We start from the raw sequence: 13,223 nt of genomic DNA on the forward strand, positions 1-13,223 counted from the left end.
GAAAAGGACCGCGGGTTCACTCCGGTGGATGGCCGCTGCGCGGTTCGCGAGCAAGCTCGCTCCTACGATCCCCGTTCAGGGGCGGTAGCCTTGGGCCAGCAACCAGCTGCGTATCAGCCGATTCTGGTCCGGGCTCAGTTGCGCCAGGGCCTGGGCCGCCCCCTGGCTGCGCAAACGGCGCAACAGCGGCGCCAGTTCCACGCCCTGTACATGCCAGATGCCCAGGGGCTGGTCCGGGGTGATCACCACTTCGGCTTCATCCACCAGGCCGTCGCGCAGCACCGGGGCGCGCTCGATGCGCAAGGCCGAAAAATCCACGACACTGTGCGCCGGCTGGCAATCCGGCCACTGCCGGCGGGCCTGCCAGAACGGCTGCCCGGGCCAGCGCTGCTCGTCGGCGTAGAAGTCCCGGCCGATGCGCGCAAAACGCAGGAACAACTGTTCCACCCGCTGCCCGTGAAAACGCTGCGCCAGCGCTGCACGTTGCGGCTGCTGCAGCAAGGTGTTGATCACCGCCGGGGCCTGCAACGCCGAGGACAGGGATTGGAAAATGCCGTTGCCGGACAATGGATCCACGGCCATGGCCGCATCGCCGACCCGCAGCCAGTTCGCGCCACAGGCCTGGGGGTTGAGGATCGCCGTGCTGCTGCGGGCATGCAGGTGCAATTGCTGCTCCTGGCCACCGGCAAAGAATTCCCGGGCCATGGCCGAGCCCAGGCGGCGCTGGCGACAGTACTCCAGCAACTGCGCCTTGCCCGGCAGGCTGGCGCTGTCCACATCCAGGGTCAGTTGCCAGTAGCACTGGCCGTCCTCGCGCCGGGCCATCCAGGCCCAGCCGTCCTCCAAGCTGTGCACCGCGCTGGCGGCGCTGCCGCCAGGGCCCTGCCAGCGGTTGAGCAGGCTGACGGTTTCCGGGCCGCGCAGGCCCTTGCCGGCCCCCTGGCGCAAGGCTTTGTCCAGCACCGGAGCCTGTCGGCCACGGGCCTCCACCAGGAATTCGCCGTATACCTCGCCCCGCCCTTGCACCTGGACCCGATGCCCGGCCTCACTGGACTGCACCCCCAGCACCCGGCCCTCGATCAGCTTGACCTGCGCTTCGCGCAAGGCCTCCCGCAGGCCGCGGTCGAAGGCCGGGCGATCCAGCAGGTATTCGATATTCTGCGCATGTTCTGCACCGTTCCATGCCACCTGCCGCTGGGACGGTTGCAGGGCCTGGGCCAGCGCCTGTTCCAGGCCGGCACCGCGCAAGGCTTCAAGCACCCGCAGCGAGACCCCTTCCAGGGCCGGAAAGCGTCGCCAGTCGCTGACCAGGGTCACCGGGTAGCCGAGGCGGCGCAGCCCCAGGGCCACTGCGGCCCCGGCCGGCCCCGCGCCGAGGATCAGGATGGTGTGCATGGCTGTTGCCGGCGTTCCGGCCCCTGGTAGTGGGCGTTGTCCTGCAGCCACTGCCGGACCTGGGCCTTGTCGGCTTGCGGGTGGGCACCCAGGTAGGCCGCGATATGCCCGCTCAGGGCCGCGCACCCCAGGCTGGCGCCGGACTGCCCCGGGCTGCTGCCGCGCACGCAGGCGGCGAAATCAGCCTGGGCGGTGTTCAGCCATGACCATTGCTGCGCGCTGCATCGCGCATCGCCGGTGACGCGCAGCACCCCGGGGTAACTGGCCGGAAACACCGCCTCGCCCTGGGCCGGGCTGGATGCGCACAACAGCACCCCGCGGGCCTCGGCCGCGGCACAGGCCTGGCGCAGCAGGTCGCGATCCTGGCGCAGGCCCAGGCTCAGGTTGATCAGGCGCACGTCCTGCGCAAGCAACCAGTGCAGCGCGGCGCTGACTTGCGCGGCGCTGGTGACTGCGCGCCGGTCGAACACCTGGGCCACATAAACCTGCGCCGTCGGCGCGCGCTGGCCGATGGCCTCGATGATCGCGCTGCCATGGCCCAGGGCGTCTTCCTGCAAGGGGCCCTGGCCTATCCCTTCGGGCTGCAGGAAGAAGCGTCGTCCGCCCGCCACCCGCTGATGGGCGGCATGGCCGCTGTCGATCACGCCGACGCGCAGCTCAGGCTTCATGGGCCACCTCCAGCGCATGCAGTACGCCATCGCGCAATTCGAAGCGCAGTTCGGCATCAGCCAGGGTCGAGGGTCGGTGGCTGATGAGGATCCGCGTGCGCCCGGCGAACAGGTCGTCGATGGCCTCGATCACCTCGCGCTCGGTGGCCTCGTCCACCGCCGAAGTGGCTTCGTCCAGCACCAGGATCATCGGGTCCTGGAGCAATGCGCGGGCGATGGCGATGCGTTGTTTCTGGCCGCCGGACAATTGCTGGCCGCGCTCCCCCAGGGGGCTGTCCAGGCCTTCGGGCAGGGACTCGATCAGCCCTTGCAACTGCGCCAGCCGCGCCACCTCGGCCACGGCTTCGCGGCTGGCATCGGGCACGCTGTACGCCAGGTTGTCCGCCAGGCTGCCGCGAAACAGCACGATATCCTGGCTGACCACCGCCACCCGCCGGCGCAACTGCGCCAGGTCCAGCTGGCGCAGGTCGACGCCGCCCAGCAGCACCTGCCCGGACTGCGGGTCGTGATGGCGCTGCAACAGGTCGATGAGCGTGCTTTTGCCTGCGCCCGAGGTGCCGCTGAGGGCCACTTTGCGACCGTAGGGAATACGCGCCTCGATGCCCTGCAGGGTCATCCCACGGCCCGGGTGGCAAAAGTGCACTGCGTGAAAATGCAGCTCGCCCTGCTCCGGCACCGGCAGCGGCGCCTCGGGGTTGCTGATGCCCGGTTCCTCACCGCGCAGTTCCATGACCCGGCCGAGGCTCACGGTCATGCGCTGGATTGCCACATACAGGCCCAACAGGCTCTGCACCGGGCCCACCGCCATGCCCAGGTAGGTGGAAAAGGCAATCAGCGCCCCCAGTTGCCAGGTGCCCTGCACCACCCAGTAGCCGCCGATCAGGAAGGCGCAGGCCCGGGACAACGAGGTCAGGGTACCGGGCACCGCCTGGGTGAAGAACTCGGTGACTTGCAGTTTCAGCAGCTGTTGCAGGTAGCCCTGGCCAAGGCCATCCAGGCGCCGGGCCTCGCGCTGCTGCTGGCCGGCGCTCTGGATGAACTTCATCACCGGCAGGGTTTCCACCATGAACGAGGACATGTCCGCCGAACGCTCGCGCAACTGGCGCACATCGCGCTCCACCTTGCGCCGCATCCAGCGCAGCCAGAGCACGTCCAGGGGGATCAGCACCAGGGCCAGCAGCGACAGTTGCCAGGACAGGGTCAGGAGCATGGCCAGGGCGACGACAAGACCGATCACGCTGGACACGGCGGAGAACAATGAATCCACGGCAAAGCGCTGGATCTCCGCCACATCGCCATCCAGGCGCGACATCAGGTCGCCGATCCGCCGCTGGCCGTAGAAGCTCGGCGACAGGCGCTGCAGATGCCGATAGAGGTCGTCGCGCAGGGCGAACAGGATGCGCCCGGACAAGCGCGTGTGCAGGTAGCGGTTGACCCCGGAGAGCACGGTGCCCAGCAGCCCGGCGCCGATCATCAGCGCGGCGATCAGCACCAGCCGCGGGAAGTCCCGGGCCAGCAGGCCGTCGTCGATCAGCAGCTTGGTCAGCCAGGGCTGCACCAGCACCAGCAGGGAAGCGCACACCGACAGCCCCAGCAGGCCGCCGATGGCCAGCCGATGGGGCCGCACGAAACTGTAGAGCCAGCCCAGGGCGGCACTCAGGGCCTGGGGGTCGCGGCTGTCCACCAGCCGGGTGATCAGGCGCCGCATCAGGCACGCAACTGTTTGAGCTTGCGGTACAGGGTCGCGCGGCTGATGCCCAGGGCGTCCGCTGCCGCCGAGACATTGCCCTGGTGGTTGTCCAGAGCACTGCGGATCAGCTCCAGCTCATTCTCGCGGATGCTCCCGGTCTGCGGTCGGGCACTGGCATTGAGGTCGTCGAGCATGCTGTCGGGCAGGTGCTCCAGGCCGATGTGGCACTCACCGTCTTCGCGCAGGGCCAGGGCTGTGCGCAGGACCATCTCCAGCTGGCGGATATTGCCCGGCCAGTGGTAGTCCGCCAGCAGCCGACGCAGCTCATCGCTGAGGCTCACCTGTGCGCCACCGAGCTTGGCCAGCAAGCTGTCCACCAGGGGCTGCAGGTCTTCGCGTTCGCGCAGGGCCGGCAACAGCACGCTGATGCCGTTGACCCGGTAGAACAGGTCTTCGCGAAAAGCCTTGTCCTGCACCTGCTGCTTGAGGTCGCGGTGGGTGGCGCAGATCAGGGCGATGTCGATGTCCTGTTCTTCGCCGGCCCCCAGGGGCGCCACCTTGCGGTCCTGCAGCACGCGCAGCAGGCGGGCTTGCAGGGCCAGGGGCATGTCGCCGATCTCATCGAGGAACAGGGTGCCGCCGTGGGCCTGTTGCAGGCGCCCGATCATGCCGCCACGACGCGAGCCGGTGAAGGCGCCTTCGCGATAGCCGAACAGTTCCGACTCGATCAGGCCTTCGGGAATCGCCGCGCAGTTGACCGCGACAAAGGGTTTCTCGGCGCGGCTGCCGGCGCGGTGCAGGGCCCGGGCCAGGACTTCCTTGCCGGTGCCGGTTTCGCCCAGTAGCAACACCGGCAGGTCATTGGCCAGGCCCTGACGGGCCATGCGCAAGGTGCGGGCGTAGCGGCTGTTGCCCCCGGCCAGGGCTTCCAGGTCCTGGGGCATGGCTGCGGCTTTCGGAGCGCTGCGTTGCGCGCGGTGCAGGTTGAGCGCTGGCTGCGGCGCCCGCAGGGCCTTGTAGAACAGCTCGCCCTTGGCGGTTTGCAGGCTGCCCACGGCGCCCTGTTGCAGGCGTGCGAGCAGTTGCAGGCCATCGACCCCGAGGAACTCTTCGCAGCGCCGGCCCACCAGGGCTGCGCGCGGGGTGTTGAGCAACTGGCAGGCCTGGCCGCTGACCGCGAGGATCTGCCCGCCCAGGCTCAGGGCCAGCAGTCCCTGCCACGGTGATTCGAGGTATTGCCGGCGGCTGTGGAAGGCCAGGACGATCTGCTCCGGGTAGGTGGCATGGAACACCCGGGCTTCGATCTGGCTGACCGCCATGGCCAGCAGCGCGGTGCTGTCCTGGGCCCGGCCCAGGGGGCCTTCGCGGGTCAGGTCGAGCACGCCCAGAATCTCGCCCTGGGGGCACTGGATGGGCACCGAGGTGCAGGAAAAATGGCTGAGACGGTCCAGGTAGTGCTCGCCGCAGTCGATCAGGGTCGGCCGGGCCTCCACCAGGGCCGTGCCCAGGGCGTTGGTGCCGCGGGTGGCTTCGCTCCAGCAGGCGCCAAGGGTGATGTCCTGCACGCCGCTGTCCTTGAGACGGTCGGCGCGGCCTTCGATGGCCAGGATGGTGGCGTCGGCATTGGCCAGGATGATCATCCCGTCCTTGCCCTGATGCTGGCTCAGGTAGTCGATGGCCGGGATCGCCGCGTCCAGCAACAGGCGGTTGCTGGCCAGCAGCACTTCGAGGCTGGCGCTGGACTCCAGGGTCAGTTGGTGCTGGCTGCCAAAGTGCACGCCATGGCTGAGGCTGCGCCGCCATGAGGCATCGATTTCCGCACGCAGAACCCCGTCGGGGATCTGGCCTTCCAGGTGCAGCCGTTCCCGGGCCAGCCGGGCTTCGTGTTGCTGCTCACCCTTTATTGTTTTTATAAGAGTCATCAAGCGCTCCGAATCGGTCCGCCCGCTGCATCCCGCTCCACTCCCTTGGATTGCGCGAAGCACGCAAGCCGTGGTCAATGTCTACACCGGGTTCAGGGGGCAGTAAAGGGGCTTTGCCCGGATCATCGGGCAGCCCTGAATTGCTTACCCTGTCATTGGAGATCAAGCAAAACCTGCGCCAGTGGAACGGGCGCCCGAGCATCTTGACGTTAACGTAAAGCAAATGGCAAGTACCGCACGCCCCCTCCCGTTGGCCCTGGCCTGCCAGCGAAGAAGGCCCCGAGACGAGCGCAGGGCTTGAGCCCCCTATGCCGGCAGGCCGCCTCCTAAGACGAATGCATGCCAGTTTGTGCAGGAGCTGGCTTGCCAGCGAACGAGGACCTTTAGTCGGGTGCAAGACGTAAGGACCCTTTCGCGGGCAAGCCGGCTCCTGCGAGCGGGCGGGGCTGGTGGTGCCTACAGGGCCCAGACGCCAGAGTCTGCGAAGAAGGCGCGGGCGTTGTCTTCCAGGCTTTCCAGGTGATAGCCGCCTTCCTGGACGATCAGGCACGGCAGGCCCAGGCTGCGGATTCGCTGGCCAAGGATGGCGAAGCCGTCCCGGGTCACTGCCACCTTGCTCTGCGGGTCGAGTTCATAGATATCGAACCCCAAAGACAGCACCAGCACCTCGGCATCGAACGCCTTCACCGCCACCAGGGCCTGTTCCAGACGGGCGAGGAAATCCCCTTCGCTGGCGCCATGGGCCATCGGCAGGTTGAGGTTGTAGCCCTCCCCCGCCCCGGCGCCACGCTCTTCGGCGAACCCGGCCACCCCCGGGTAGAAGTTGGTCGGGTCGCCGTGCACCGAGACATACAGCACATCGGCGCGCTCGTAGAAGATTTCCTGGATGCCCTGGCCGTGGTGCATATCGGTGTCCAGCACCGCCACCCGGGCGTATTTGTCCCGCAGGACCTGGGCGGCGATCGCCGCATTGTTCAGGTAGCAGAAGCCCCCGGCCGCCTCGGACCGGGCGTGGTGGCCCGGCGGGCGGCACAAGGCGTAGGCCGCCGGCTCACCGTCGAGCAACGCCTGGGCCCCGGCGACGGCACTTTGCGCCGACCAGTAGGCTGCACGCCAAGTCGACTCACCCACCGGGCAACTGCCGTCGGCCAGGTAGCACGCGGCCTGGGCCAGGACCCCGCGCAGGGCATTGGGCTCACGCACGAAGATGTTGGACATCACCTCATCGCCCCAGTCTTCGGGGATGTCCTTCCAGCCCTGGTGCGCATCCTGCAGGAACGCCAAGTACGGTGCGCCGTGTACCGCCAGCAACGGTGCCATCCCGGCATCCCGTGGCTGCTCGACGGCAAAACCCAGGGAGTGTGCGGCCTGCACCAGGCGCTGGGCGCGCTCCGGCACCTCCTGGGGTATGCGCATCTGGCCGCGCGAGTAGTAGCTGCGTGGATGGTGGAGCAACTGTTCGGGGTGGAAAAAACTGCGCATGACCTTCTCCTTATTCAACCTGGCCGGCACGGGCCAGCACGGCGTTAAGCAATACATCGGCGCCCTGGCGCACGTCCTCGGGCAACACGTCTTCGGCTTCGTTGTGGCTCAGGCCACCGACACAGGGAATGAACACCATGGCCGTCGGGCAATAGCGGGCCAGCAAGATGGCGTCGTGGCCAGCGCCGCTGACGATGGACTGCTGAGCGTAGCCCAGGCCATCCACCGCCTGCTGCACCGCCGCCACGCACTCGGCATCAAATGGCGTGGCCGGGCTGACCCAGTGCCGGCTGATACTGACCTTGAGCCCGCGCTGGCCGGCGATGGCCTGCAGGCGTTCCTCGACCTGCTGCTCCATGGCGGCGATCTGCCGATCCTGGTGGTGGCGCAGGTCGACGGTGAAGCTCAACAGGCCGGGAATGGTATTGCGCGACGACTTGGCGATGCTCAGCTCACCCACGGTGGTCAGGCCCTGGGGGGCAAAATCCGCTGCCAACTGCTCCACTGCAAGAATCATCTGCGCCGCGCCGTACAGCGCATCCTTGCGTAGCGGCATCGGCGTGGTGCCGGCGTGAGCCGCCAGGCCTTCGACCTGCACATCGAGCCAGCGGATGGCCTGGCCGCCGCTGACCACGCCGATGCTCTTGGCGTTGTCTTCAAGGATCGGGCCCTGTTCGATATGGGCTTCGAAGTAGGCATCCACCGCTGCGCCCAGGGGCCGGCTGCCGGCATAACCGGTGCGCTGCAGGGCCTGGGCGACGCTGATGCCATCGGCGTCACGCACCGCCAGGGCGGCGTCCAGGGCCATGCCCCCGGTGAACACCGCCGAGCCGAACATCGCCGGGGTGAAACGCGCGCCCTCCTCGTTGGTCCAGACCGCCACTTCCAGGGGCTTGCGGGTCTGGATCCCTAGGTCATTGAGCGTGCGTACCACTTCCAATCCGGCCAGCACACCGTAGACCCCATCAAAGCGCCCGCCTTCGGGCTGGGTGTCCAGATGGCTGCCCATCATTACCGGGGCAGCGTCCGGGTCGCTACCTGGGCGCCGGGCAAACAGGTTGCCAATGGGGTCGACGCTCAGGCTCATGCCGGCCTCGGTGCACCAGTGGGCAAACAGTTCGCGACCGGCCCGGTCTTCATCGCTCAAGGCCAGGCGGCAGCTGCCGCCACGGGCCGTGGCACCGATTTCGGCCATGGCCATCAGGCTCGTCCAGAGGCGCTGGCCATTGATTTTCAACATCATCAGATTCTCCAGACAATCAGGCGTGGGATGCCATTTCCAGGCGATGGGCGTGAGCGTGCCGGCGTGCCAGGGCCAGCACGCAGATCAGCGAAACGGCAGCGATCAGGCTGTAGAACACCGCCATCGGCCACCATTGGCCAATGAACCGATAGGCCAGCCAGGTACCGATCAGCGGGGTCAGGCCGCCGGCCAGGGCACCGCAGACCTGATAGGCCAGGGAGATCGCGGTGTAGCGCACCCGGGTCTCGAACATGCCGCTGACGTAACCGGCGATCACCGCATAGAAGGAAGCCATGCACACCACCGCCAGGGCAATGCCGAGGATCATCAGCGGCGCCTGCCCGGAACTCACCAGCACGAACATCGGATAGGGCGATGCCATGGCCAGCAGCGACACCAGGCAGAGAAAGCGCGTGGCGCCGATTTTCTCGGCGGTCCAGGCGGCCAGGGGCTGAATGCAGAACTGGATGAGCGCCACCACGAACAGGCATTCAAGGATCAGTGAACGGGGTATCTCCAACTGCTGGGTGGTGTAGGCAATCATGAAGGTGTTGGTGAAATACACCCCGGCAATCCCCAGGGTGTTGGCGCCGATGCACAGTAGCAAGGGACGCCAGGCGGTGCGCAGCACCTCCATTACCGGAGCCTGCTCCTTGCGTAGCGACCTGGCCGCCAGCTCGCGACTGGCGAGGAACTCCGGCGATTCGTTGACCCCCAGGCGAATCGCCAGGCCCACCAGCAGCAACAGCGCACTGGCCAGGAACGGCAGGCGCCAGCCCCAGCTCATCAGGGCGTCCTCGGGCAGGCGGGTCACGGCGCTGAAGGCCAGCAGCGAAAGGATCAGCCCCGCCGGGCTGCCCAGCTGGGCGAAAGACGCGAAGAAGTTGCGCCGGCCCTTGGGCGCGTGCTCGCCGGCCATCAACACCGCCCCGCCCCACTCACCGCCCACGGCAATGCCCTGGACGATGCGCAGCAGGATCAGCAGCACCGGCGCCAGGGCACCGATCTGTGCATAAGTTGGCAGCAGGCCGATGCAGACCGTGACCACGCCCATCATCAGCAGGGTGATGACCAGGGATTTCTTGCGGCCGATGCGGTCGCCGATATGGCCAAAGATGATGCCTCCCAAAGGTCGGGCGAAGAAGCCCACGGCAAAGGTGCCGAAGGCGGCCATGGTGCTGAACAGCTTGTCGTCGGAGGGGAAGAACAAGGCTCCGAACACCAGCGCCGCGGCGGTGGCGTAGATGTAGAAGTCGTACCATTCGATCATGGTGCCGATAAAGGCGGCGGCCGCAGCCCGGCGAGGCTGAGGCGAAGCGGAAGGCTTCATGGTTGGCTCCCTTGATTATTTTTTTGGCAGGAGGAAGGGTCGGGCGCAGGGGCTTCTGCTGGCACCTGTCTGGGGTGGATTTATCCGTTCCGGGGGATAATTAGTCAATTTTCTATTGGTTATCTCGATTATTATCCTGGCTTATTATTCAGCTACAGCCCGAACCAGAGCCCCTGCCATGTCCGACCGCGATGCCCGCCGCCTGCTCAACGACCGCCTCGACTGGAACCTGTTGCGCACCTTTCGGGTGATTGGCCAGGAGCTGAGCATCAGCCGTGCAGCGGCGCGCCTGCACTTGACCCAGCCGGCGGTCAGCCAGGCCCTCAAGCGCCTGGAAGAACAACTGGGCCGGCAGTTGATTGCCCGGCGCGGCCCACGCTTTGCCCTGACCGAAGTGGGTGAGCAGATTTTCGCACTGGCCGGAGAGATCTACGGCCAGATGTCCCAGGTCAGCAGCATGCTGGAACAGCCCGCCGACGAAGTGATCGGCAAAGTGCGGCTGTTGATCATCAGCCGGATCTTCAGCGAACGTTTCGACGACTTCCTGGCCGACTTCCATCGTCAGCACCCGCGGGTCGATCTGGAGGTGGAAGTGATGCGCAGCTCGGATATCGTCAGCGCCCTGCAGGAAAAGACCGCGACCCTGGGCTTGAGCCTTAACCGCCGGCCACAGCCGCGCCTGGAACAGCGGCTGTTCCTGCGTCAGCGCTATGCGTTTTTCTGCGGCAAGCACCACCCGCTGTTCGGCCGCGGGGATGTGGCCGAGGGCGATCTGCAACGGGAGAATTTCGTCAGTTTCACCAGCGACCAGATCGGCGGCATGCTCTCGCCGCTGACCATCTTTCGCGATCAGCAGGGCTTTAGCGGGCGCATCGTCGCCTCATCCCCGAGCCTGGAAGAAGTACGACGCCTGGTGATCGCCGGCTTCGGCATCGGCTGCCTGCCGGAGCATGTGGTGGCGGCCGATACCGAAGCCGGGCTGCTGTGGCGCCTGCCGCCACACGAAGGCATTGCCGATGTCGACATTCACCTGCTGTGGAACCGCGAGCAGCGCATGAGCCGGGCCGAGGTACTGTTTCTGCAGAGCATCCAGCACATGCTCAGTCAGCATGAGCCGGTGCCGGGTAGCCTGATGTTGAAATGATTCAGACGTGGGGATCGCCAGGGGCCTTGGCCGGGGCTGCGTACTGCGGCTTGAGGTGGCCGTTCTGGTCCAGTAGCCAGGCGTCCATGATCTGCCGCACCACGGGGCCAGCCACCCGACCACCGGCTTCGCCGTTCTCGATCATCACCGAAATCACGATCTGTGGATGCTCCGCCGGGGCGAAGCCCACGAACAGGGCGTTGTCACGGTTGCGCTCGCGGGTCTTGAGACGGTCATAGCGCTCGCCCTGCTTGATCGCCACCACCTGGGCCGTACCACTCTTGCCGGCGATGCGGTACTGCGCCCCGGCTGCCGCGGCGCGGGCGATACCGCGGGGATCGTGCATCACCATCTGCATGCCGTGGTTGACCTGATCCCAGTCACGGGGGTTCTTCAGCAGGATGTTGGGCATCGGATGCTCGTCCACCGGGGCCACGCCATCGATGGTCTTGGCCAGGTGCGGACGGTTCCACACGCCCTTGTTGGCAATCAGCGCGGTGGCCTGGGCCAGTTGCAGCGGCGTGACTTGCATATAGCCCTGGCCGATGCCGAGGATCACGGTTTCCCCCGGGAACCATGGCTGGCGACGGGTGGCGCGTTTCCAGGCCTGGGAGGGCATCAGGCCGGGAGACTCTTCGAACATGTCCAGAGAGACCTTCTCGCCCAGACCGAACATCGCCATGTAGTCGTGCAGGCGGTCGATGCCGAGCTTGTGCGCCAGGTCATAGAAGTAGGTGTCGTTGGAACGCATGATCGCTGCGTCCATGTCCACCCAGCCATCGCCGCTGTGGTTCCAGTTGCGGTACTTGTGGTCGAAGTCCGGCAGTTGGTAATAGCCCGGATCGAAGACCCGGGTCGAAGCGGTAACCACGCCGCTATCGAGGCCGGCAATCGCCACTTCCGGCTTGATGGTGGAGCCCGGCGCGTAGAGGCCCCGCAGCACTCGGTTGAACAGGGGCCGGTCGATGGAGTCGTGCAGCGCAGCGTATTCCTTGAAGCTGATGCCGGTGACGAACAGGTTGGGGTCGAAACTTGGCTTGCTGACCATGGCCAGGACTTCGCCGGTGGCAGGGTCCAGAGCCACCACGGAACCACGGCGATCGCCCAGGGCCTCCTCAGCGGCTTCCTGGAGCTTGATGTCCAGGCTCAGGACGATGCTCTTCCCGGGGATCGGATCGGTGTGCTTGAGCACTCTCATCACCCGGCCCTGGGCGTTGGTTTCTACTTCCTCATAGCCGACATGACCGTGCAGTTCGGCTTCGTAGAACTTCTCGATGCCGGTCTTGCCGATGGATTGGGTGCCACGGTACTCCACCGAGTCCAGGGTCTTGGCTTCTTTCTCGTTGATCCGCCCGACGTAACCGATGGAGTGGGCAAAGTGTGCGCCTAGGGGATAGTGACGGACGAACTGGGCTTCCACGTCCAGGCCGGGCAACCGGTATTCGTTGACCGCGAGCACGGCGATCTGCTCTTCGGTGAGCTCATAGAACAGGGTCACGGGGACGAAGGGATGACGGGCCTGCTTCATCTCCTTGTCGAACAGCGTGCGGTCTTCCGGGGGCAAGTGCAGCAGATCGACCACGGTGTCCAGCTCGCCCTTGAGGTCGGTGGTGCGTTCGCGAGTGATCGTCAGGTTGAAGCTGGGGCGGTTGTCCGCCAGGACCACTCCGTTGCGGTCGTAGATCAACCCACGGGTGGGAGTGATCGGCAGCACATGGACGCGGTTGTTCTCGGAAACGGTGGAGTGGTAGTCGAACTCCACCACTTGCAGAAAATACATCCGCGCCACCAGGGCGCAGGTGATGGCCACCACCAATACGGCACAGGCCAGCAGCCGTTTGTTGACCAGGCGGCTTTCTTTCTCGTGGTCCTTGATCGGAATCGCTTCGGGCATTGCTACAGCTTCTCGGTGAATAGAGGTCGACGCTGTTCCGTGCGGATGAACTCAAGTCCTTTAAAAAGAGCTGCACCATACCAAAAACCACCCACGGACTTTGAGAGGATTTCCATCGCGGCTGATCAATGGCGCCTTGGTGGCTACTTGGATACCGCAAGTTTTTCCACGCGCAAAAACAAAACCCCAACTGCATGCGCAGTTGGGGTTTCGGAATTTAATCTTGACGATGACCTACTCTCACATGGGGAAACCCCACACTACCATCGGCGATGCATCGTTTCACTTCTGAGTTCGGGATGGGATCAGGTGGTTCCAACGCTCTATGGTCGTCAAGAAATTCGGTAGCCAGTCCGTTGCTTGTGCAACGTGCCAGCGAATGGGTATGTAATAGATTTGTGTGTTCGCAAACTTTCGGTTTGTATCGTCTTCACACACCGCAACTCGCTTCTTAA

At 65.7% G+C, this 13,223-nt stretch carries 9 protein-coding genes and 1 rRNA gene; 1 reads left to right on the forward strand and 9 read right to left on the reverse strand.

The window, feature by feature from the left end; genetic code table 11:
* Positions 1–75 precede the first annotated feature (75 nt).
* From qhpG to AC1RGE_RS10920, 7 genes are all read right to left on the reverse strand, one after another.
* Entirely contained in the window at positions 76–1,395 is a 1,320-nt protein-coding gene (gene qhpG, locus AC1RGE_RS10890) for a flavin-dependent monooxygenase QhpG (RefSeq protein ID WP_492584216.1), read from the reverse strand.
* A complete protein-coding gene (gene qhpE / locus AC1RGE_RS10895; protein ID WP_065363155.1) occupies positions 1,380–2,063 on the reverse strand; it encodes a subtilisin-like serine protease QhpE in 684 nt (227 codons plus the stop codon). The genes qhpG and qhpE overlap by 16 nt, the downstream gene beginning before the upstream one ends.
* Positions 2,053–3,771, reverse strand: coding sequence for an ABC transporter ATP-binding protein (locus AC1RGE_RS10900; protein ID WP_492584218.1), 1,719 nt, complete (start codon positions 3,769–3,771; stop codon positions 2,053–2,055). Before AC1RGE_RS10900 ends, qhpE begins: the two co-directional genes overlap by 11 nt.
* The gene (locus AC1RGE_RS10905; RefSeq protein ID WP_072445019.1) at positions 3,771–5,675 is read right to left on the reverse strand and encodes a sigma-54-dependent Fis family transcriptional regulator; all 1,905 of its coding nucleotides are present in this window, start codon (positions 5,673–5,675) and stop codon (positions 3,771–3,773) included. Before AC1RGE_RS10905 ends, AC1RGE_RS10900 begins: the two co-directional genes overlap by 1 nt.
* A 456-nt stretch (positions 5,676–6,131) precedes the next feature.
* Positions 6,132–7,157, reverse strand: coding sequence for a histone deacetylase family protein (locus tag AC1RGE_RS10910; RefSeq protein WP_492584220.1), 1,026 nt, complete (start codon positions 7,155–7,157; stop codon positions 6,132–6,134).
* Positions 7,158–7,167: 10 nt separating this feature from the next.
* Positions 7,168–8,397 carry a Zn-dependent hydrolase gene (locus AC1RGE_RS10915; protein ID WP_492584270.1) on the reverse strand — a complete coding sequence of 410 codons (1,230 nt, stop codon included), beginning with the start codon at positions 8,395–8,397 and terminating at the stop codon, positions 7,168–7,170.
* Between the two features lie 19 nt (positions 8,398–8,416).
* Positions 8,417–9,730 carry an MFS transporter gene (locus AC1RGE_RS10920; RefSeq protein ID WP_492584222.1) on the reverse strand — a complete coding sequence of 438 codons (1,314 nt, stop codon included), beginning with the start codon at positions 9,728–9,730 and terminating at the stop codon, positions 8,417–8,419.
* A 178-nt stretch (positions 9,731–9,908) separates the two neighbouring features.
* Between AC1RGE_RS10920 and AC1RGE_RS10925 the strand changes: the two genes are divergently transcribed.
* Entirely contained in the window at positions 9,909–10,874 is a 966-nt protein-coding gene (locus tag AC1RGE_RS10925) for a LysR family transcriptional regulator (RefSeq protein WP_401403672.1), read from the forward strand.
* A gap of 1 nt (position 10,875) precedes the next feature.
* Here the strand turns inward: AC1RGE_RS10925 and mrdA are convergent, their stop codons facing one another.
* Complete coding sequence (gene mrdA, locus AC1RGE_RS10930; RefSeq protein WP_011062421.1) at positions 10,876–12,768, reverse strand: penicillin-binding protein 2; 1,893 nt, start codon at positions 12,766–12,768, stop codon at positions 10,876–10,878.
* Positions 12,769–12,989: 221 nt separating this feature from the next.
* A 5S ribosomal RNA gene (gene rrf, locus AC1RGE_RS10935) occupies positions 12,990–13,105 on the reverse strand.
* Between the last annotated feature and the right edge of the window lie 118 nt (positions 13,106–13,223).

The sequence above is a fragment of the Pseudomonas sp. GW823-FHT02C05 genome, assembly GCF_058797595.1.